The sequence below is a fragment of the Corallococcus aberystwythensis genome, assembly GCF_003612165.1.
GTDB classification, from domain to species: Bacteria; Myxococcota; Myxococcia; order Myxococcales; family Myxococcaceae; genus Corallococcus; species Corallococcus aberystwythensis.
Genome location: NZ_RAWK01000199.1, coordinates 1 through 19,612 on the forward strand (window position 1 = coordinate 1; position 19,612 = coordinate 19,612).

Here is a 19,612-nt window from a genome sequence, read left to right on the forward strand (position 1 = left end):
GCATGGGCAGCGCCTCCTTCATGGGCTTCTCTTCACGGGCGGCCGGCGCGGCGCGCTCGGGCGGGGGGCTGGCGGGGGCGCTGGACGACGAACCCCCACCCTTCTTGTAGAACGCCAGGTAGCTGCCGGCGCCCGCGGACACCAGGCCCGCCAGCACGCCGATGTCCGCCACCAGCGCGTACGTCTTGCCGGTGCTCTTCAGGTCCTCCGCGCGCGTGCTGCCCTGCGGCGCGGTCTTGAACGCGTCCGACTTGGAGGAGGCCTCCAGGCCGAAGTAGATGCCGCCCGCCAGGAGCGCCACGCCCGTGGCCAGCAGCACGTAGCCCGCGGTGCGGCGGCTCACGCCCCCGCCACCGGCGAAGTGCTTCACCGGCTTGCCGTTGAGGCGCGCCGCGTCCTGGGCGACGAGCCCCGTCAAGAGCGCCTCGGAGCCCGTGGCCATCGCGTCACCGCGCGGCACCTGGCCCAGCGCGTACGCCTGGTTGTGGCCGTCCGCCACGTCCATGCGCAGGCCCGTGACGGTCAGGGGCGCGTTGCCCGGACCGCCGCGCACCACCAGCGCCAGCACCTGCGGCACGCCCGCGAGCGCGCCCAGCTCCTGCAGCGCCTGGTCGCGGTCCTCGTCGTCGGGATTCTTCGCGATGCGCTCCACGAGCGCGGCGTAGCGCTGCTGCACCGGCAGCTTCGCGAGCGTGAAGGAGGACTCGCCCTCGCGCGCCCGCCCTTCCGTCACGGCGTAGCCCGGCGCCACCAGCGTCACGTAGTGGTCCGCGCGCGACAGGCCCGTGAGCGTGAGCGGGGACACGCCCCGGTACGTCCCGTCCACGAACACCTGCGCGGTGGCGGGCTGCGTGCGCACGGACAGCGTCGCCTGCGCGCCCTCCAGCTGCGCCTTGCGCTCCTTCTCCACGAACGCGACCTCTTCGGGCGGGAAGAAGTTGGGGTTGAAGGTGGCGCGCGGATCCACCGCGAGCACCGAGCGCATCTCCAGCTCCGCGGCCTTGTTCTCCCCGTTGGCCACCTGTGTCGCGGCCTTCATCACCCGGGCGCGGCTCAGCAGCGGGAACGCGCGCGACAGGTCCGCCTGCTCGTAGGCGCGCACCGCCTTGTCGAAGCTCTGGAGCGCCTTCACGGTGTCCAGCTCGTCGTACGCCTTCAAGCCGTCCTTGAGGAAGGCGTTGCCCTCCACCGCCTTCTCCTGGCGCGCGCTCGCGCCCTGGGCATCCAGCGCGTCCGTCAGCCGCACCAGCTCCAGCCGCCCGGAGCGGGCCACGGCCTGTTCCGCCCAGTGCGCCAGCGCCAGCGCCTCACCCTCCAGCGAGGCATCCACGGGAATGGCCACCACCGCCACGCGGGGGCCCGACGCCGACGGCAGCGTTCGCGGCATCAGCCGCAGGGGTACGTGTTGCTGCTGCGCGGCGGCGGGGCCCATGGCCAGCATTCCCACCAGCCAGCCACTGAGCGTCGCGTGCAGCGCGCGATTGAAAGGACGTCGCATCCGGTCTCCCTCTTTGCTGTGCGCATTACACGCACTGCGCGGCGGAACGCCACCTCGAAAGGGGGTTTCAGCGACCCGCGGTGCTCCCGGAGGCCCGGGACGCGGGCCCTGGCGCCAACCCATGGAGGTAGTTGAGCGCCACCTTCAGCTGTGGATCCGCGAGCTTCGCCGTCACCGCCCAGTCCTTCAGGTTCGCGGGCAGGGTGCGGGGCTGCGCGGCGACCTCCGACGTCGCCTGGGACGGCTCCGCCTTGAAGTGGCGCCGCAGGTCCTTCTCCCGGGGGGCGTCCGTCCCCGTCTTCCCAGAGGAATCCTCCGGCACGAGGAAGTCCGGGGTGATGCCCTTCTCCTGGATGCTGCGGCCCTTGGGCGTGTAGTAGCGCGCGATGGTGAGCTTCAGGCCGGAGCCGTCCTCCAGCTCGATGATGGTCTGCACGCTGCCCTTGCCGAAGGTCTGCGTGCCCATGATGACCGCGCGGCCGTGGTCCTGGAGGGCGCCGGCGACGATTTCGGACGCGGAGGCGCTGCCCGCGTTGACCAGCACCACCAGCGGGTAGTCCTTCTCCGTGTCGCGGTCGCGGCTCTTCTCCTCGGAGGCGTTGCGGCCGTCACGCCCGCGCGTGGACACGATGGGCAGGTTGCCCGGCAGGAAGCGGTCGCTCATGGCCACGGCCTGGTCCAACAGACCGCCGGGGTTGTTGCGCAGGTCCAGCACCACGCCGTCCAGCTCCCGGCCACCGTTGAGCGCGCGCAGCCGGTCCAGCTCCTTCTTCAGCGACAGGTCCGTGCGGTCCTGGAAGTTCTTCACCTTCACGTGACCGATGCCGTCGTAGAGCGCGCCCTCCACGGACACGATGCGGATGTGGTCGCGCAGGATGGCCAGCTCCCGCGGGGCATTGAAGCCCGCGCGCATGAGCGTGAGCAGCACGCGGCCACCCGCCGGGCCGCGCATCTTCTGGAGCGCCCGGCCCAGGTCCATGCCCTGGGTGCTCTCCCCGTCGATGGCGAGCAGCTCGTCCCCGGCCTTGATGCCCGCGCGAGCGGCGGGCGTGTCGTCGATGGGGGCCACCACCACCAGCCGGTCGCCCTTGCGCGCGATTTCGATGCCCAGGCCGCCGAACTCGCCGGACGTGTCGATCTTCATCTCCCGGAAGACCTCCGGGGGCATGTAGAGGGTGTGCGGATCCAGCGTGTCGAGCATCCCCTGGATGGCGCCCTGGATGAGCGTCTTGCGGTCCACGGGCTCCACGTAGTTGTTCTCCACGTAGGAGAGCACCCGCGCGAACAGCTCCAGCTGGCGGTACGCGGACTCTTCCCGGCCGGCTGAGTCCGCGGGCTTCTGCGCGAGCGCGGGCGCCCCCCACAGGAGGAGCGCGGCGAATCCCATGCGCCACGGCTTCGGGAAACGGATCACGGGAGCGCGTCCTCGGGGGTCGGGGGTCAGGGGCCGTCGCAAGGCCCCCGGAGTCTACACCCGGCCCGCCGGACGATTCCCGCCCTTAGAGGCCGGCCCGCTCCGCGAAGCCCACCAGGTGGGACACGAACGCGTCCGGCCGCTCCATCTGCGGCACGTGGCCGAAGCCCTCCACCACGTGCACCTCCGCCTGGGCGGGCAGGTGCTGCCGGTACCAGTTGAGGATTTCCGGGGGCAGGAGCCGCTCGCTGCCGCCCCAGAGGAAGAGCACCGGCATCTTCAAATCTCGCACCGCCTGGGGTGCGATGCTGGCCTGGGTGGCGATGGCGTCCGCCGCGAGCGCCTGCACCGTGGGCGTCGTGTAGAACTTGCGCAGCTCCGACGCGAGCAGCATCGCGGCCAGGGGCGGACGGTGGAAGAGCTTGCGCGTCAGGGCGCGCACGTCCGCGTTGGACTTCACCGCGAAGTGGCCCAGCAGCGCCGCCAGCGCATCCGGCGTCAGCTCCGCGCCCGCAGGCGATACGAGCGCCAGCGCCTTCACCCAGGCCGGATGCGCGGAGGCCAGGTTGACGGCCATGGCCCCGCCCAGCGAGTTGCCCACCACGAGGGCAGGCGTCTTCACCACCTCCTCGAAGTAGGCGCGCAGCACGTCGAACTGGCCCTGCACGCAGGTGGGGCCGCCGCAGTACTCGCCGGAGAAACCGTGGCCCGGCAGGTCCGGCGCGAGCACGCGGGAGAAGCGCTTCGCCAGCCCGAAGAACGTGCGCCCGAAGCCGTTGGCGGAGCCGCCCAGCCCGTGCACCAGCACCACCGGAGGCCCCTTGCCCTGCCCCTCCAGCGCGTAGTGGTGCACCGCCTGCCCACCGACGTTCACCGTCTCCGACTCCACGCCGCGCGCCACCAGCACGCGGCGCATCGCCTTCTGCATCCCACCCATCAGGTCCACGCGCGGGCCTCCTTCTTCCTGCTGCCCTGCCCCTTCTAACGCCTCCGCGTCTTGGACGCAGCGCAGCAAACAGACAGAGTCAGGGCGTCCCGGCCGCGGCGGTGGCGGGGGCCAGCCAGGGGGCGGGGTCCACGGCCTGCCCGGCGCGGCGGACCTCGAAGTAGAGGTAGGCGCCCTTGAGGGAGCCGGTGTCGCCCACCTCGCCCACCGCGTCGCCCGGGGCCACGCGGGCGCCCACGGCGACGGAGATGGTGGAGAGGTGGGCCACGAGGGTGTGGAAGTCATCGCCGTGGTCGACGATGAGCAGGTTGCCGTAGCCGCGCAGCCAGCCCGCGTAGACGACGGTCCCTTCGGCCACCGCGTGCACGGGGGTGCCCGCCGCCGCGCGGATGTCCACGCCCTTCTGCACGGTGACGGTGTTGAAGCGCGGGTTCACCACGCGGCCGAAGCCCACCTCCACGATGCCCGTCACGGGCCGGGGCAGCTTGCCCTTCAGGGCGCCGAAGCCGCTGGTCGCGGGGGCTTCGTGCAGGTCCGCCAGCATGCGGGTGAGCTCCGCGTCCGCGCCTTCCAGCTCGCGCACCGCGCGCTTCGCCAGCTCCGCCTCGCCGGCCAGCTTTCCGACGACCTCCTCCAGCGCCTCCTGCTGGGCCTGGGCCTGCTTCGACTGCTGCTGGAGGAAGGCCACGCGCTGCGACAGCGAGGTGTGCAGCCGCTTCAGCTCCAACGTCGCCTGACGCTGGAGGGCCGCCACGTGCTGCACGGTGCGCAGCAGCTCCAGGTCGCCGGCCATGCTGGCCTCCAGCGCGCGGGCACGCCACATGAGCGCGGAGAAGTCCTCCGCGGACAGGAGCACCTCCAGCGGGCGGCGGCGCTGGAGCCGGTACAGGGTGCGCAGGCGCGGGGACAGCCGGCGCAGCTGGGCGCGCAGGGCTTCGCGGAGCACGGCCTCCTCGCGCTCGGCGAGCGCCACGCGGCGGCGGAAGAGGCTCAAGTCCCCCTCCAGCGCGCGCACGCGGCGGCGGGAGAAGGCGGCCATGTCCTCCATCAGCTCCATGCCCTCCAGCACGGAGAGCTTCTTCGCCTCCACGAGCGCAAGCGTGGCGCGCTGCGCGGTCAGCTTCTCGCGGATGGCCGCGCGCTCCGCCTCTTCGTCCTGCTGCGCGAACGCGGCGGTGGCGCCCAGGAGCGCCATGAGCCAGACGAGTCGCCTCATACGCGCAGGAAGCGCCCCACCGCGACGAAGCTGCCGCCCAGGCCCAGGGCGCAGCCCGCCGCCAGCAGCTCCAGCGCGGTGCGCGTCTCCACCCACGGCGCGGCCACGCCCGGCCCCAGGAGGAACGCGAAGAGCGAGCCCAGCGTGGGCCCCAGAATCCGGCCGAACAGCCACAGCCCGCCCACCGCCACCAGCGCGCCCAGGAGCCCCTGAAGCAGCCCCTCCAGGAGGAACGGCGCCTTCACGAAGCGGTCCGTGGCGCCCACCAGCTTCTGGATTTCAATCTCCTCGCGCCGCGAATAGATGGCCAGCTGGAGCGTCGCCGCCACGATGACGACGGTCGTCCCCAGCACCACCACCAGCGCCAGCAGCGCCCCGAAGCTCAGCGCCCGGGCGATGGCGGACAGCCGCTCCACCGCGGCCTCGCCGTAGTCCACGCCGGTGACGCCGGGCAGCGTGCGCAGCTCCCTGGCCAGGGCCGCCAGCGCCGCGGGCGACCTGCGAGCCTCCGGCACGCGCAGCTCCAGCGTCGCGGGCAGCGGGTTCTCCGGCAGCTCCGACAGCGCCTCGCCCAGGTCGCCCAGCTCGCGCTTGAGCCGCTTCAGGGCCGCTTCCGGCGGCACCACCGTCACCTCGCCGTGGCTCAGCTCCACCACGCGCGTGTGCACGCCGTGCACCTCGTCCTCGCCCAGCTGCGGCGCCAGGTAGAGCGTCACCTCCACCTCGCCGCCCAGCGACGCGAGCAGGTTGTCCACCACGTGCGACGCGCCCCGCGCCAGCCCCGCCGCGAACAGCGCGATGGCGATGGTGGACACGGCGATGAAGTGCACGAAGGGCGCGTGCTTCAGCCCCCCGGCCGCCGAGCGCCAGAAGTAGGCCACCTTCGACAGCACGCTCATACCAGCATCCGCCGCGCGGCCTTGACGCCGTCCTCGTCGGAGACGATGAGCCCGCGCTCCAGGCGCACCGTGCGCTTCTGGTAGCGCGACAAGAGCGTGGCGTCGTGCGTGGCCACCATCACCGTGGTGCCCCGGATGTTGATGTCCGTGAGCAGGTCCATGATTTCGACGGTGAGCGCCGGGTCCAGGTTGCCCGTGGGCTCGTCCGCCAGGAGGATGGTGGGGTCATTGACGAGCGCGCGCGCGATGACCACGCGCTGCTGCTCTCCACCGGAAAGCCGCAGGGGCAGCGAGTTCGCCTTGTGCTCCAGCCCCACCAGCTTGAGCATCCGGTGCACCTTCTCGCGCGCATCCGCGCGGGGCACCCCCAGCACGTCCAGCGTGAAGCCCACGTTGTCCGCGACGCTGCGGTGGGGCAGCAGCTTGAAGTCCTGGAACACCACGCCGATGTTGCGCCGCAGGTACGGCACCGCTGACTCACGGATGCGCGCGATGTTCTTGCCGCCCACCAGGATTTGACCCTTGGTGGCCTTCTCCCCGCAGAAGATGAGCTTGAGCAGCGTCGTCTTCCCCGCGCCGGACGGGCCGGTGAGGAAGACGAACTCGCCCTTCTCCACGTTCAGGTTGATGTCCTGCAACACCGGCGGATCGCCGGGATACGCCTTGTAGACGTGGAAGAACTGGATCATGACCGGAAGCGAGGGGCTTCCGGTGAGCGTACCACGCCCCCGGGGCCCGCCCAGGAACGGGCCGGGCGCGTCGCGGAGGCGCGAGGACTACGAGGGCTCGCCCTCGCTCGCCAGGTAGCTGAGGATGACCTCGTCCAGGCTCTTCTCGGAGATGAGGTCCTCACCGAAGAGCGTCTCCACGCCCACCTCGTTGATGCGAGGCTTCTCCTTGAGGGCGCGCGCGGCGGCCACTTCCGGAGGCAGGAGCGAGCCGGTGGCCGCGACGGGCGGCGGAGGCGGCGGAGGACGGGGCTGCGGCACGGGGGCCTGTGGCAGCTTCGGCTGCGCGGCCATTTCCGCGTCCGTGGCGAGCTGACCCGGCTGGTACGAACGGACCGTGGACTCGTAGTTGTCGTACACGCCGTTGATGAGGTTGCGCAGCATCTCCTTGTGCTGCTCCTCCATCAACTCGCGCACAACCTCCGCCAGGTTCTCCGCGTTGAGGATGTCCGCGTAGGACGTCTTCTTCGACGCGAGGATGTTCCCGCCCACGAACAGGTGGGTGATGATGTGGGGGTTGTTGACACCCGAGTCCTCGGTCTGGACGTGGTAGACCTTCCCCTTGTGCTTGATGTTGTGATTGAAGCCAGTGACGGCTTTTTCGAAGGTTTTCGCCATTGCCGAGGTCGGGCACCGTAGCAGCGGGGTCCAGGCTTCACAAGGCAAGCGTCACGCTCCCCGCACCTCTTTGCGCGCGCCTGCCCGCTGCCGCCGGTGTACGTCCGCCACCTTCCGGCACCCTCCGTGTACGGATCCGCACGGGCACACCAGCCTGCCGGGCAAGGGGGGCTCTGTTGAAAAGCTGAAACAGGCTGGGGTACGTAAACCGTTCTGACGTTCGCGCCGTCAGTCCCTCCATCCCTTGCCCCGGGCGGAATACCGATGAAGAAGCCGAACACCATCGCGGACAAGGTCCGCCTGCAGGACGCCCAGACGCTCGCGCAGGGGTACTCGCCCGCCATCCGGGCCATGGAGATCGCCTCCATCATCGCGTTCGTGGGGCTGGAGAGCGCGCTCGTCTACAAGCTCTGGAGCACCCACCACACCGGGCCGTGGCTGCTGATTCTGGCGGTGGTGCTGGGCTACCTGGCGGCGGACTTCGTGTCCGGCTTCGTCCACTGGATGGGCGACACGTGGGGCTCCACGGAGATGCCCATCCTGGGCAAGGCCTTCATCCGCCCCTTCCGCGAGCACCACGTCGACGAGAAGGCCATCACCCGCCACGACTTCGTGGAGACCAACGGCAACAACTGCCTCGTGTCGCTGCCGGTGGCGGCGCTCGCGGTGGCGGTGCCGCTCAACGGCCCGGGCTGGGTGTTCCTGGCCGCGTTCCTGGGCGCGATGATCTTCTGGGTGATGGCGACCAACCAGTTCCACAAGTGGTCGCACCTGGACCAGCCGCCCGCGATCATCGGCTTCATGCAGCGCGTGCACCTCATCCTGCCGCCGGACCACCACCGCGTGCACCACACCGCGCCCTTCAACCAGTACTACTGCATCACCGTGGGCTGGATGAACCGGCCCCTGAAGATGATCCACTTCTTCCCGCTGATGGAGCGGCTCATCACCTGGACCACCGGCCAGCTGCCGCGCCAGGACGACATCGGCACGGAGGCCGCCAAGGCCCTGGTCGCCGTGGACGAGGCGCAGGAGCTGCCCGTCCTCCAGGCGGCCAAGGAGCTGCTCAAGGCCTCCGCCGAGGAGCCCTCGCCCGCCGTCTCCACCCGCCCCGTGCCGTAGCAGGGCGGAAAAAGGAGCGGCCTAGAAGCGCAGGTCCACCTGCTCCGCGGAAGGGATGGGGCGCCCCAGGAAGCGGGCCCCCACCTCCACGAAGCGCTCCGGCACGTCCGTGACGAAGAAGGCGTGCTCCGGCCCGCCCGCGGGCTGCGAAGCCGGCGGCGCCAGGAGCCCCTTCTCTCCCAGCAGCACCGCCACCGCCTCCGCCGTGGCCTCCGCCGAGTCCACCAGCGACACGTGCGGCCCCACGACCTCGGCGATGACGCCCTTGAGCAGCGGGTAGTGGGTGCAGCCCAGCACCAGCGTGTCCACGCCGTCGCGGGCGAAGCCGGCCAGGTACTCGCGGGCCACCAGCAGCGGCACGTCGCCCGTGGTCCACCCCTCTTCCGCCAGGGGCACGAAGAGCGGGCACGCCATCGCCTTCACCGCCACCTTCGGATCCCCCGCCTCCAGCGCCCGCTGGTACGCGCCGGAGCGGACGGTGCCCGGCGTCCCGATGACGCCCACCCCGCCGCCTCGGGTGCGCTGGAGCGCCGTGCGGGCCCCGGGCTCAATCACGCCCAGCACCGGCACCGGCAGCGCGGCCTGGAGGGCGGGCAGCGCCGCGGCGGAGGCGGTGTTGCACGCCACCACCAGCAGCTTGATGCCGCGCTCCAGGAGGAACTCCGCGTTCTTCAGCGAGTAGCGCGTCACCACCTCGCCGGACTTGGTGCCGTAGGGCACCCGGGCGGTGTCCCCCAGGTAGAGCGTGCGCTCGTGGGGGAGCCGCGCCATGAGCGCCTTGAGGACCGTGAGCCCTCCGATGCCGGAGTCGAACACGCCGATGGGACCGTGGCTGTCTTGCCGCATGGGGGGTGTCCCTATCACGTTTGATGCCAACGCCCCGTGCCGGCCTCCGGGCCCCTGAACGCACGAAGGGCCGGAAGCCTGGATGGCCTCCGACCCTTTCATGGCGCCCGGCCCTGGAGGGCCCGCAGCCTACTGCACGCGGTACATGGGAGCCGGACGCGCGTCATTCACGCCCGGGAAGTCATGGGCGTAGACCCGGATGGGAGCCAGGTTGCTGGCCGAGGCGTAGGAGCGGCCACCCGTGCCCGAGGCGCGGAAGGAGACGAAGTACTCGCCGGGACGAAGGAACTCGAAGATGGCCGGGGCCTCGTTGCAGGCGAACCACTGGCCGGCATCGCCGTAGACCCACTCGCCGGTGTGGATGTCCTGGAAGTTGAGGCCCACCTCGCTCACGCCAGCCTGGGCGCAGCTGAGCGGCGTGCTGCCCTCATAGAGCTGCCAGCCCACCGCGGCCCCGCCGATGATCCACGTGTTCGCCGTGATGGAGGCCGGGATGCCGGCCTGCGAGGTGAAGCCGCCACCGTAGTAGTAGAGGGGCCGCTCGAGCGAGTCGATGGCGACGATCTCCAGGTAGTGCTGCCCGGGGGCCAGCTCCGGCGTCTCCACGTTCCGGCCCTGGCTGCCCTCGTTGCAGTTGAAGCGCGCCCACGCGCCGTCATCCACCCGGGCGTCCACGAAGGAGACCCCGGCCTGCCCGCAGGTGGGGTAGCCCGTGCCCGCTTCCGTCGGGAACAGCCAGTTCACGTAGGCGTAGGACGTGGCGCCCGTGCGGCCCGTGGGGAAGTTGATGGGCACGGACACGTTGCCGTCCACCGTGAAGCTGCCGTGGTACGAGTAGACAGCCACGCCGTCGTAGTCCACCGCTTCCGCGTCGAACGAGTACGTGCCGGGCGCGAAGTCGTGCAGGATGATGCCGTCGAAGCCGTTGGCCGTGCAGGGATACTGGCCGTCGTTCTCCAGGATCTCTCCGCCGATGTAGATGTCCACGCCCTGGATGTCCCGCATCTGGTTGCAGGTGGCGCCGTCAAAGCTCCACGACATCCGGACGTCGCCGGGGTAGCGCGGGTGGTTGCTTTCAACGATGCAGCCGGTGAGGCCAGAGGAGAGGCAGAGGAATGCGGCGAGCGTTCTCGCGTTCATGGTGGGCATCCGTGTTTCGGGAAGTTGAGGTCGTCGGCCCGTAACAACCCTCCAGACGACCGACCCCGGGAATTATTCAGTGCCGTCCAAAGCAACCGGGCAGCGACGGCGGGTTTGACCCACCCGAGGACGGAATGTTACGCGCTGGACCCCATGATACCCCACCTGCCCCTGGCCTTTGGCGCCATGAACTACGTGGAGATCATCCGCGACGCGTCGTTCATCGAGCTCGCGGTGCTCCTGCTCCTCATGGCCGTCTCGGTCACCTCCTGGGCCCTCATCGCCATGAAGGCCACCCAGCTGTCACGCGCCCGCGCCCAGTCGCTCACCTTTCTCGACACGTTCTGGAAGGCGTCCCGGCTGGAAGCCATCTACCAGTCCGCCCAGAAGCTGGAGGGCTCGCCGCTGTCGAAGGTGTTCTGCGCGGGCTACGAGGAGCTGAGCAAGCTGGCGCAGACGGGCACCCAGGAGGGCGGCGCCGAGGCCGCGATGAGTGCCAAGCTGGGCGGCATTGAGAACGTGGAGCGCGCGCTCAACCGCGCGGCCACGGCCCAGATCACGGAGCTGGAGAACCGCGTGTCCTTCCTGGGCACGGTGGGCGCCGCGTCGCCGTTCGTGGGCCTGTTCGGCACGGTGATTGGCATCCTGGGCGCGTTCAACAACATCGCCGAGCAGGGCAACGCCACGCTGGCCACGGTGGCCGCGCCGGTGGGCAACGCGCTCTTCGCCACGGCGGCGGGGCTGTTCGCGGCCATCCCGGCGGTGGTCGCGTACAACTCGTTCGTCAGCCGCATCAAGGTCTTCGACACGGAGATGTCCAACTTCTCCGCGGACTTCCTCAACATCATCAAGCGGCACTTCTTCCGCTAGGAGACCCGTCACATGGGCATGGGCGGAGGCAAGGGCGGCGGTGGCCGCACCACCATGAGCGAGATCAACGTCACGCCCATGGTGGACGTGATGCTGGTGCTGCTCATCATCTTCATGGTGACGGCGCCCCTCATCCAGCAGGGCGTGAAGGTGAACCTGCCGGAGACCAAGGCCGCCCCGGTGGAGGCGACGGAGAAGAAGGTCGTCCTCTCCATCGACGCGGGCCGCAAGGTCTACATCGGGGACGCGGAGGTGGCGCTGGAGGAGCTGGAGACGAAGCTCGCCGCCAACGCCAAGGCGCAGGCGGACAAGGAAGTGTATCTCCACGCGGACCGGGACGTGCCGTACGGCGTGGTGGTGGAGGTGATGGCCGCCGCCCAGCGCGCGGGCATCGCCAACGTGGGGATGATCACGGAACCGGCCACGGGCTCCAAGGCGTCCAACTCCGGCAAGGCCGCCCCCGCCGCGTCCGGCGGCAAGGGCAAGGCCAAGGAGGCGAAGCGCTAGCCCATGAGTTCCGCGGTGACCCACAGCCTGCTGGTGACACGGCCCACGCGGCTGTCGCGCTTCGTCGTCTTCTCCGTGGGCGGGCACGTGGCGGTGCTCGCGGCGGCGCTGCTCTACGCGCGCTTCACGTCCGCGCCCAAGGTGGACCTCAACCAGAAGCCCATCAACGCGTCGCTGGTGCGGCTGGGCAAGCCTCGCGACCCCAAGCTGCTGCCGCGCAAGGAAGTGGCGCAGCCGCCGCCCAAGGAGGTCGTGGCGAAGCCCACGCCCACGCCGCCGGCGGAGACCCCCGCGCCCTCCCCCGCCGCCGTGGCAGTGCCCGGCGTGAAGCCCGCTCCGGCGCCCGCGCCCCAGAAGGGTGAAGCGAATGCGGAGGACCGGCGCAAGAAGCTCTTCGGCGCGTTCGACAAGTCGGCGAAGCCCAGTGAGCCGGAGGAACTGGAGGGGGCCGAGGACGGCGACCCCGACGGTGACTCCGCGGTGGCGGAGGGCGAGCGGTACTACGGCCTCCTGAAGTCCCAGGTGCGCCGTCACTACAACGTGGCGGACACCATCCCCGACGCGGAGCGCCTGTACCTGAAGGCGCAGGTGGCCATGAAGCTGGGCCGCGCGGGTGAAGTGCTGGACGTGAGCCTGGCCAAGGCCAGCGGCAACGAGCTGTTCGACGCGGCGGTCGTGGCCGCCGTGCGCAAGGCCTCTCCCTTCTCTCCTCCCCCCGATGCGCTTCGCGACGCGCTCCAGAAGAACGGCGTCGTCCTGGTGTTCAGCCCATGAAAGCCCTCCTGCTGTCGCTCCTCCTGGTCCCCGCGCTGGTGCTGGCGCAGGCGCCCGTCATTGAAATCTCCGGCGCGAACTTCCGCCCGCTGCCGCTCGCGGCCCCCGCGCCCGTGGTGCAGGAGGGCGCGGACAAGAAGGCCGCCCAGTCGTTCGACGCCGCCTTCACGTACGACCTCACCGCCTCCGGCATCTTCCAGGTGCTGGACCGCAACAGCTTCACCGCGGACGCGAAGGAGGGCATGACGGCGGGCAGCATCAACTTCAGCCGCTGGGCGGACGTGGGCGCGGAGTCGCTGGTGAAGGTGTCGCTGGCGCAGGACGGCGGCGCGCTGCGCGGCGAGCTGCGCCTGTTCAGCGTGGCCACGGGCAAGGAGGAGCTGAAGGTGTCCAAGGACGCGCCGGCCGGCCAGTCCCGGCAGCTGGCGCACGCGCTGGCGGACGCGCTCTACCGGCACTTCACCCGCGAGGCGAGCCCCTTCCTGTCGCGCATCACCTACGTGCGCAAGGCGGCCGCCAACCGCGACGTGTACGTGGCGGACTGGGACGGAATGAACGCGCAGGCGCTCACCAAGGGCGGCACGCACATCCTCCCCACGCTGAGCCCCTCCGGCCAGGTGGCCTTCACGTCCTACCGGAAGAACCGGCCGGACATCTACGTGCAGACCCCGGGCGGCGAGGCGAAGGCGCTGGTGACGGACGGGCAGATGGCCACGGGCGTCGCGTACTCGCCGGACGGCAAGCGCATTGCCTACGCGCTGGCGGAGGGTGAGAGCGCGCAGATCTACGTCGCCTCGGCGGACGGCTCCGGCGCGAAGGCCGTCACCGACACGCCCTACGGCCTCAACACCAGCCCCACCTGGTCGCCGGACGGCAAGAGAATCGCCTTCGTGTCCAACCGGGGCGGCAGCCCGCAGGTGTACGTGATGAGCGCGGACGGCTCCGGCGTGAAGCGGCTCACCTTCCAGGGCAACTACAACCAGACGCCGGACTGGTCGCCGCGCGGGGACCTCATCGCCTTCACCGCGCGCGACGAGCGCAACGCGTTCGACCTCTTCACTGTCAACGTGGACACGGGCAAGGTGACGCGCCTGACGCAGGACCAGGGCAACAACGAGGAGCCCACCTTCTCCCCCAACGGCCGGCTCATCATGTTCAGCACCAACCGCAACGGCGCCGCTCACCTGTGGGTGATGACGTCCGACGGCAACAACCAGGTGCCGCTCCCCATGGAGAAGGGCAACTGGCTGACGCCGGACTGGGGCACCGCTCCGGCAGCGAAGTAGTCCGCGGACGGCGGGGCCGTTGACAGGGGGGACGCGCCGGGGTGCATTGCGCGCCCCATGAGCGCTCCCCTCCCCGCCCACAGGACCCACTGGGGTTTGGATCCCCAGGTCGTCTTCCTCAACCACGGCTCGTTCGGCGCGTGCCCCACGGCGGTGCTCCAGCACCAGTCGGAGCTGCGGGCGCGGCTGGAGTCGGAGCCCGTGCGCTTCCTCGCCCGCGAGCTGGAGCCGTTGCTGAACGAGGCGCGCGCCGAGCTCGCGGCCTTCGTGGGCGTGGACGCGGATGACCTGGCGTTCGTGCCCAACGCCACCACGGGCGTGAACACCGTGCTGCGCAACCTGCGCTTCCAGCCCGGCGACGAGCTGCTCGTCACCGACAACGAATACAACGCGTCCAAGAACGCGCTGGACGTGGCCGCCGCCGAGCAGGGCGTGAAGGTGGTGGTGGCCACGCTGCCCTGGCCCGTGTCCTCGCCGGAGTCGGTGGTGGACGCGGTGATGGCGCGGGTGACGCCGCGCACGCGGCTGGTCCTCATTGACCACATCACCAGCCAGACGGCGCTGGTCATGCCGCTGGCGGAGCTGGTGCGCCGCTTGCGCGAGCGGGGCGTGGAGACGCTGGTGGACGGCGCGCACGGGCCGGGCATGGTGCCGCTGGCGCTCCAGGAGCTGGGCGCGGCGTACTACACCGGCAACTGCCACAAGTGGCTGTGCGCGCCCAAGGGGGCCGCGTTCCTGTACGTGCGCCGCGACCTGCAGCGAGGCTTCAAACCGATGGTGGTGAGCCACGGGCACAACTCGCCGCGCACGGACCGCTCGCGCTTCCGGTTGGAGTTCGATTGGGTGGGAACGGTCGACCCCACGCCCTTCCTGTGCATCCCCACCGTGATCCGCTTCATGGGCGGGCTCGTTCCCGGCGGATGGCCGGAGGTCATGGCGTCCAACCGGGCGAAGGTCCTGGCCGCCCGCCAGCGGCTGAACGCACGGCTGGGCAACACGGAGCCGCTGTGCCCGGAGTCCATGGTGGGCAGCATGGCGTGCGTGGCCCTGCCGGACGGCTTCCCGGAGCGCCCCGAGCCGCCGCTCTACGTGGACCCCCTCCACGTGCGCCTGTTCGAGGAGCACCACATCGAGATCCCCGTCACCGCCTGGCCCCGGGCGCCCCGCCGGCACCTGCGGCTGTCCGCGCAGCTCTACAACACCCCCGCGGACTACGAGGCCCTGGGGGAGGCTTTGGAAGCGCTGCTGCGTTGAGTAGTGTGCGCGGCATGCCGCGCTTCGCATCCATCGACATCGGGACCAACTCCGTGCTGCTGCTGGTCGCGGACCGCCAGCCGGACGGGCGCTTCCAGGCCGTGGTGGAGCGCGCCGAAATCACCCGCCTGGGCCGGGGCGTGGACACCAGCCGCGTGCTGTCCTCGGACGGCATGGAGGCCACGCTGTCCGTGCTGGTGGCCTTCGCCAACGAGGCCCGGGAGCTGGGCGCGGAAGCCATCGCGGTCTCCGCCACCAGCGCCGCGCGCGACGCGAAGAACGGCGCGGACTTCATCGCCGCCGCCAAGGCCCGCGCGGACGTGACGGTGGAGATCATCCCCGGGGAGATGGAGGCGCAGCTGTCCTTCGCCGCCGTGGCCCAGGACTTCGCGAGCGAGGCCGCGGGGCCGCTCCTGGTGGTGGACATCGGCGGCGGGTCCACGGAGTTCATCTACGGCAACGACGCCGGCACGGTGGCCTTCCGCCACAGCTTCGACGTGGGAGCCGTGCGGCTCACGGAGCGCTACGTGCGCACCGACCCGCTGTCCCGTGAAGAGCGCGGCGCCATCGAGTCGCACCTGCGCGACACCTTCTCCGCCCTGCCCCCGCCGCCTCCCGCCTCGATGCTGGTGGGCGTGGCCGGCACCGTGACGACGCTGTACGCCTTGCAGCACCAGATGGCCACCTACGACGCGGAAGCGGTCCATGGCGGCACGCTGTCCCGGGGCGAGCTGGACGCGCTCACGGACCGGCTGTGCGCCCTGCCCCTGGACGCGCGGCGGGCACTCCCCGGCCTCCAGCCCAAGCGCGCGGACGTCATCCCCGCGGGCGCCCTCATCCTGCGCGAAGCGGTGAAGGCGCTGGGCCTGGATGCATGCCGCGTGAGTGACCGCGGCCTGCGCTGGGGACTGCTGGCACACCGCTTCGGCTCCGGCTCCTCCTCATGAACGCCTCCACCCCCGTCGCTCCGTCCAGCGCGCGCGCCACGCAGTCCGTGCGCGCGGGCTACGCGCTGTTCATCCTCACGCTGATCAACCTGGTCAACTACCTCGACCGGTACATCATCGCCGTCGCGCTGCCGGAGATTCAGAAGGACTTCGGCATCAACGACGCGCAGTCCGGCCTGCTGGGCACCGTCTTCATCATCGTGTTCATGCTGGCGTCGCCCCTGGGCGGCTTCCTGGGAGACCGCATCCCCCGCCGGCTGCTGGTGGCGGGCGGCGTCATCCTGTGGAGCCTGGCCACGGGCGCCAGCGGCCTTGCGTCCAGCTTCACGGCGCTCCTCTTGGCGCGCGCGGTGATTGGCATTGGCGAGGCGGGCTATGGCGCGGTGGCGCCGTCCATCATCTCCGACCTGTACCCGCGCGAGCAGCGCACGCGGATGCTGTCGTACTTCTACATCGCCATCCCGGTGGGCTCCGCCATGGGCTACGGCCTGGGCGGCTGGCTGACGCAGACGTATTCGTGGCACGCGGCGTTCTTCGCGGGCGGCGTGCCGGGACTGGTGCTGGGCACCATGGCCTTCTTCATGCCGGAGCCGCAGCGCGGCGCCATGGACGGGCCGGACGCGGCGGTGAAGCTGCCGTTCATGGAGGGCCTCAAGGGGCTGGGCCGCAACATGGCCTTCTGGGCCATAACGGCGGGCTACACGCTGATGACGTTCTCCATTGGCGGCCTGGCGTTCTGGATGCCCACGTACCTGGTGCGTGAGCGGCACCTGTGGCTGGAGCACCCGGGCCGCGTGGGCCTGGTGTTCGGCGCCATCACCGCCGTCGCGGGCCTCACGGGCACCGTGGCCGGCGGCTGGCTGGGCGACAAGATGGACCGCAAGCGCCCGGGCGGAGGGCTGTGGCTGTCCGGCATCGGCCTGATGCTCGCGGCGCCGTGCATGTACCTGGCGGTGAACCTGAAGGACACGACGCTGACGTTCGCGGCCATTGGCGTGGCGCAGTTCCTCATCTTCCTCAACAGCGGTCCCATCAACGCGGCCATCGTCAACTGCGTGCCGCCCGCGTTCCGCGCCTTCGCCATGGGCCTCAACGTGCTGTGCATCCACATGCTGGGCGACGCCATCTCCCCCACGCTCATCGGGCAGATCGCCGACATGGCCAGCCTCCACACCGCCATCGCCATCAACGCGGTGCCGGTGCTGCTGGGCGGCCTGGCGCTCCTCTTGGGCGCGAAGCTGTTCCGGGAGGCCTCGCCGCACGTGCAGCAGGGTTGAAACGCCGGGGCCCGGAATGCATCCGAGCCCCATTCGGTTGGGCGAGCAGGTTCACTGCCCGCCAGGGAAGGAAGCGGAGGCGCCCATGGCTGTCGTGCATTCCCAGCCGGTGCACGTCTGGGATACGCCGTCGAGCACCCTGGTCGTCGCCTGCGGGCATGCCCAGCAGGCCCCTTCCCCCCATGCCGCATCGCATCCGCAGGCCGTGCTCGCGCTCTATACGGGCGGGCGGGCCGTCATCGACCAGCGCACCCGGCTGACGGTGTCCGCGGGCGACGTGATGCTCATCCCCGCCGGGGAGCAGCACCGGACGGTGTCGACCGAGGGGGCGGAGGTCTGGGGGCTCGGGTTCCATCCGTCCGCCTTCGCGATGACGGAAGTGGCCCCCCTGCTGGAGCCCTTCGAGCGCGTGCGCCAGGGTGCATCCGCCGTCGTGCCGATTCCCTCTGGACGCCAGGAGCACCTGCTGCGGCTGCTGTCGGAGCTGCACGCGGAGACGCGCGCTCCGCACCGTGCGCTGGGGGAGCAGGTGACGCGCAGCCTGTTCTCGCTGGTGCTCGCGGAGGTGGGCCGCTCCAGCACGTGGACGCCGGCGGACTCGCGCGTGTCTCTGGCGGGCGAAGCGCTCACGTTCATCGAGCGCAACTGCCTGAAGCCCATCTCGCTGCGCGAGGTGGCCGCCGCCGTGAGCCGCTCTCCCGCGCACGTCACCACCGCGCTGAAGCAGGCCACGGGCCGCAGCGTGGTGGAGTGGATCATCTCCGGCCGGATGGCGGAGGCGCGGCGCCGGCTGATGTCCACGGACGAGCGCGTGGACATCATCGCGGAGCGCGTGGGCTACGCGGACCCCACGCACTTCATCCGCCTGTTCCGGCGCACGGAGGGGCTCACGCCCGCCGCGTGGCGCAAGCAGCACCGCGCGCCGGACGCGCACTGACCCTCAGTGCCCCTTCTGCCGTGACGGCGCGGGCTTCCCCGTCACCTGCGTGTAGCGGCGGTCCGCGTCCTCCAGGATGAGGGCGTGGTTCATCATCGCCGCGGCGATGGTGCCCGCGCTGGCCGCCGCGATGGCGGCCTGCATCGGCGTCGTCATGTCGCCCACCGCGACGATGCCGGGCACGGACGTCTCCCCCGTGGGGCCCGCCTTCACGTAGCCCAGGTCATCCAGCTCCAGCCCCAGCCGCGTCACCAGTTCGTGCTGCCGCTGCGGCGGCGCGGAGAACATGACGCTCCGGGCGATGCGCGTCCCGTCCTCCAGCTCCACCTCGGACAGGCGGCCGTCCTTCCCATGCAGCGCGCGGATCTTCCGCTCCTCCAGGGGGATGCCCAGGGCCTGGAGCCTTTCACGCTGCTCCGGTGGCACCTCGAAGGCGCCGTGGGTGAAGACGATGAGGTCCCGGGACCAGTTCTGGATGATGGGCGCGCCGTCCAGGTACTGCGGGTTCTTGGCCAGCATGGCGAAGGGTTGGTCCTGGACCTCCCAGCCGTGACAGTACGGGCACTGGAAGATGCTGGGGCCCCACAACTCCTTGTAGCCGGGGATGTCCGCCATCACGTCCACCACGCCCATCGCCAGCAGGAGGCGCCTCGCGTCCACCGTGGTGCCGTCACCCAGAGCCACGCGGAAGCCGCCCTCGTGCTTCTCCACGGAGCCCACGCGCGTGTCGCGCACCTCCACGTTGGGATAGGCCTTCAGCTGCTCGCGGCTGATGCGCCGGAACTCCGGCGGCGGGATGCCGTCGCGCGAACCGAAGCCGTGCATGTGCTCCGCCGCCGCGTTGCGCGGCGTGCCCGCGTCGCAGAGCAGCACCCGCTTGCGGCCGCGTCCCAGATACAGCGCGGCGTTGAGCCCTCCAGGGCCGCCTCCCACGATGACCACGTCGTATGCCGCCATTGCCCTGCTCCTCGTGCCGGTCGTTGATTCCCTGGGGGAAACCTAACGACGGGCCCGGGCCTGAAAGGAGGGCGGGACTTTCGGCGGCATCGGCGGATCTTCCGGTCCGCCGCGGCGGGGCCTACCGCGCGACGGGAGAAGCACCGGGCGCGTCGAGCTTCGGCCGGTATTCCTCCGCCAGCCGCTCCACCTCGCCCGCCAGCCGCTCCCCTTCCGCGAGCAGCCGGGCCTTCAGCCGCTTCCGGCTGCCCAGCGTGAAGAACAGCTCCAGGTCGTGACGGATGGCGTCCCAGCGCTCCGCGAATGACAGCGTGAAGAGCGCCAGCGGCGGAATCAGCGCGAACGTCGCGAGCCCCCACGCCCAGCCGCCCCACAC

The 19,612-nt window shown here is 70.8% G+C and carries 19 protein-coding genes and 1 pseudogene; 9 read left to right on the forward strand and 11 right to left on the reverse strand.

Annotated elements, in window-relative coordinates:
• The 7 genes from D7W81_RS28225 to D7W81_RS28255 all read right to left on the reverse strand — a co-directional run.
• A partial coding sequence (locus D7W81_RS28225; protein ID WP_120558496.1) for a PEGA domain-containing protein occupies window positions 1–1,498 on the reverse strand: 1,498 nt, incomplete at its 3' end.
• Window positions 1,499–1,565: 67 nt separating this feature from the next.
• Entirely contained in the window at window positions 1,566–2,885 is a 1,320-nt protein-coding gene (locus tag D7W81_RS28230; RefSeq protein ID WP_244227481.1) for a S41 family peptidase, read from the reverse strand.
• Window positions 2,886–2,997: 112 nt separating this feature from the next.
• On the reverse strand, window positions 2,998–3,858 hold the full coding sequence (locus D7W81_RS28235) for an alpha/beta fold hydrolase (protein ID WP_120558498.1): 861 nt from the start codon (window positions 3,856–3,858) through the stop codon (window positions 2,998–3,000).
• Window positions 3,859–3,937: 79 nt separating this feature from the next.
• Window positions 3,938–5,074, reverse strand: coding sequence for a murein hydrolase activator EnvC family protein (locus D7W81_RS28240; RefSeq protein ID WP_208721482.1), 1,137 nt, complete (start codon window positions 5,072–5,074; stop codon window positions 3,938–3,940).
• Window positions 5,071–5,973, reverse strand: a complete 903-nt coding sequence (locus D7W81_RS28245; RefSeq protein WP_120558499.1) for a cell division protein FtsX — start codon at window positions 5,971–5,973, stop codon at window positions 5,071–5,073. Before D7W81_RS28245 ends, D7W81_RS28240 begins: the two co-directional genes overlap by 4 nt.
• Window positions 5,970–6,662, reverse strand: coding sequence for a cell division ATP-binding protein FtsE (gene ftsE, locus D7W81_RS28250; protein ID WP_120558500.1), 693 nt, complete (start codon window positions 6,660–6,662; stop codon window positions 5,970–5,972). Before ftsE ends, D7W81_RS28245 begins: the two co-directional genes overlap by 4 nt.
• Window positions 6,663–6,749: 87 nt before the next feature.
• On the reverse strand, window positions 6,750–7,319 hold the full coding sequence (locus D7W81_RS28255) for a RomY N-terminal domain-containing regulatory protein (RefSeq protein WP_120558501.1): 570 nt from the start codon (window positions 7,317–7,319) through the stop codon (window positions 6,750–6,752).
• A 264-nt stretch (window positions 7,320–7,583) separates the two neighbouring features.
• Between D7W81_RS28255 and carF the strand changes: the two genes are divergently transcribed.
• Window positions 7,584–8,441: a plasmanylethanolamine desaturase gene (gene carF, locus D7W81_RS28260; RefSeq protein ID WP_120558502.1), complete on the forward strand. Its 858-nt coding sequence runs from the start codon at window positions 7,584–7,586 to the stop codon at window positions 8,439–8,441.
• A gap of 21 nt (window positions 8,442–8,462) precedes the next feature.
• Here carF and murI read toward each other — a convergent pair whose 3' ends face one another.
• Window positions 8,463–9,287, reverse strand: coding sequence for a glutamate racemase (gene murI / locus D7W81_RS28265; RefSeq protein ID WP_120558503.1), 825 nt, complete (start codon window positions 9,285–9,287; stop codon window positions 8,463–8,465).
• A gap of 129 nt (window positions 9,288–9,416) precedes the next feature.
• The gene (locus D7W81_RS28270; protein ID WP_120558514.1) at window positions 9,417–10,427 is read right to left on the reverse strand and encodes a hypothetical protein; all 1,011 of its coding nucleotides are present in this window, start codon (window positions 10,425–10,427) and stop codon (window positions 9,417–9,419) included.
• A gap of 153 nt (window positions 10,428–10,580) precedes the next feature.
• Between D7W81_RS28270 and D7W81_RS28275 the strand changes: the two genes are divergently transcribed.
• The 8 genes from D7W81_RS28275 (at window position 10,581) to D7W81_RS28310 (ending at window position 18,279) form a co-directional block, all read left to right on the forward strand.
• Window positions 10,581–11,297, forward strand: coding sequence for a MotA/TolQ/ExbB proton channel family protein (locus tag D7W81_RS28275; protein WP_120558504.1), 717 nt, complete (start codon window positions 10,581–10,583; stop codon window positions 11,295–11,297).
• Window positions 11,298–11,309: 12 nt separating this feature from the next.
• Window positions 11,310–11,804 carry a protein TolR gene (gene tolR / locus D7W81_RS28280; RefSeq protein ID WP_120558505.1) on the forward strand — a complete coding sequence of 165 codons (495 nt, stop codon included), beginning with the start codon at window positions 11,310–11,312 and terminating at the stop codon, window positions 11,802–11,804.
• Between the two features lie 3 nt (window positions 11,805–11,807).
• The gene (gene tolA, locus D7W81_RS28285; protein ID WP_120558506.1) at window positions 11,808–12,578 is read left to right on the forward strand and encodes a cell envelope integrity protein TolA; all 771 of its coding nucleotides are present in this window, start codon (window positions 11,808–11,810) and stop codon (window positions 12,576–12,578) included.
• Entirely contained in the window at window positions 12,575–13,864 is a 1,290-nt protein-coding gene (locus tag D7W81_RS28290) for an LpqB family beta-propeller domain-containing protein (protein ID WP_120558507.1), read from the forward strand. Before tolA ends, D7W81_RS28290 begins: the two co-directional genes overlap by 4 nt.
• Before the next feature lie 57 nt (window positions 13,865–13,921).
• Window positions 13,922–15,118, forward strand: coding sequence for an aminotransferase class V-fold PLP-dependent enzyme (locus D7W81_RS28295; protein ID WP_120558508.1), 1,197 nt, complete (start codon window positions 13,922–13,924; stop codon window positions 15,116–15,118).
• A gap of 14 nt (window positions 15,119–15,132) precedes the next feature.
• Window positions 15,133–16,065 (forward strand): Ppx/GppA phosphatase family protein, encoded by a 933-nt coding sequence (locus D7W81_RS28300; RefSeq protein ID WP_120558509.1) that lies wholly within the window; start codon window positions 15,133–15,135, stop codon window positions 16,063–16,065.
• A complete protein-coding gene (locus tag D7W81_RS28305; protein WP_120558510.1) occupies window positions 16,062–17,342 on the forward strand; it encodes a spinster family MFS transporter in 1,281 nt (426 codons plus the stop codon). The genes D7W81_RS28300 and D7W81_RS28305 overlap by 4 nt, the downstream gene beginning before the upstream one ends.
• Before the next feature lie 85 nt (window positions 17,343–17,427).
• The gene (locus D7W81_RS28310) at window positions 17,428–18,279 is read left to right on the forward strand and encodes a helix-turn-helix transcriptional regulator (RefSeq protein ID WP_120558511.1); all 852 of its coding nucleotides are present in this window, start codon (window positions 17,428–17,430) and stop codon (window positions 18,277–18,279) included.
• 3 nt (window positions 18,280–18,282) lie between these two features.
• On the opposite strand, the gene D7W81_RS28315 is transcribed toward D7W81_RS28310, so the two are convergent.
• Both D7W81_RS28315 and D7W81_RS28320 read right to left on the reverse strand, forming a co-directional pair.
• Complete coding sequence (locus D7W81_RS28315; protein WP_120558512.1) at window positions 18,283–19,236, reverse strand: NAD(P)/FAD-dependent oxidoreductase; 954 nt, start codon at window positions 19,234–19,236, stop codon at window positions 18,283–18,285.
• A 121-nt stretch (window positions 19,237–19,357) separates the two neighbouring features.
• Window positions 19,358–19,612, reverse strand: a pseudogene (locus tag D7W81_RS28320) (acyltransferase); the annotation flags it as partial.

Bases quoted from the DNA above. Each gene is read 5' to 3' on its own strand.
- D7W81_RS28230 (WP_244227481.1), bottom strand. From the start codon at position 2,885: ATGGGATTCGCCGCGCTCCTCCTGTGGGGGGCGCCCGCGCTCGCGCAG.
- D7W81_RS28240 (WP_208721482.1), bottom strand. From the start codon at position 5,074: ATGAGGCGACTCGTCTGGCTCATGGCGCTCCTGGGCGCCACCGCCGCG.
- D7W81_RS28245 (WP_120558499.1), bottom strand. From the start codon at position 5,973: ATGAGCGTGCTGTCGAAGGTGGCCTACTTCTGGCGCTCGGCGGCCGGG.
- ftsE (WP_120558500.1), bottom strand. From the start codon at position 6,662: ATGATCCAGTTCTTCCACGTCTACAAGGCGTATCCCGGCGATCCGCCG.
- D7W81_RS28255 (WP_120558501.1), bottom strand. From the start codon at position 7,319: ATGGCGAAAACCTTCGAAAAAGCCGTCACTGGCTTCAATCACAACATC.
- carF (WP_120558502.1), top strand. From the start codon at position 7,584: ATGAAGAAGCCGAACACCATCGCGGACAAGGTCCGCCTGCAGGACGCC.
- murI (WP_120558503.1), bottom strand. From the start codon at position 9,287: ATGCGGCAAGACAGCCACGGTCCCATCGGCGTGTTCGACTCCGGCATC.
- D7W81_RS28270 (WP_120558514.1), bottom strand. From the start codon at position 10,427: ATGAACGCGAGAACGCTCGCCGCATTCCTCTGCCTCTCCTCTGGCCTC.
- D7W81_RS28275 (WP_120558504.1), top strand. From the start codon at position 10,581: ATGATACCCCACCTGCCCCTGGCCTTTGGCGCCATGAACTACGTGGAG.
- tolR (WP_120558505.1), top strand. From the start codon at position 11,310: ATGGGCATGGGCGGAGGCAAGGGCGGCGGTGGCCGCACCACCATGAGC.
- tolA (WP_120558506.1), top strand. From the start codon at position 11,808: ATGAGTTCCGCGGTGACCCACAGCCTGCTGGTGACACGGCCCACGCGG.
- D7W81_RS28290 (WP_120558507.1), top strand. From the start codon at position 12,575: ATGAAAGCCCTCCTGCTGTCGCTCCTCCTGGTCCCCGCGCTGGTGCTG.
- D7W81_RS28295 (WP_120558508.1), top strand. From the start codon at position 13,922: ATGAGCGCTCCCCTCCCCGCCCACAGGACCCACTGGGGTTTGGATCCC.
- D7W81_RS28300 (WP_120558509.1), top strand. From the start codon at position 15,133: ATGCCGCGCTTCGCATCCATCGACATCGGGACCAACTCCGTGCTGCTG.
- D7W81_RS28305 (WP_120558510.1), top strand. From the start codon at position 16,062: ATGAACGCCTCCACCCCCGTCGCTCCGTCCAGCGCGCGCGCCACGCAG.
- D7W81_RS28310 (WP_120558511.1), top strand. From the start codon at position 17,428: ATGGCTGTCGTGCATTCCCAGCCGGTGCACGTCTGGGATACGCCGTCG.
- D7W81_RS28315 (WP_120558512.1), bottom strand. From the start codon at position 19,236: ATGGCGGCATACGACGTGGTCATCGTGGGAGGCGGCCCTGGAGGGCTC.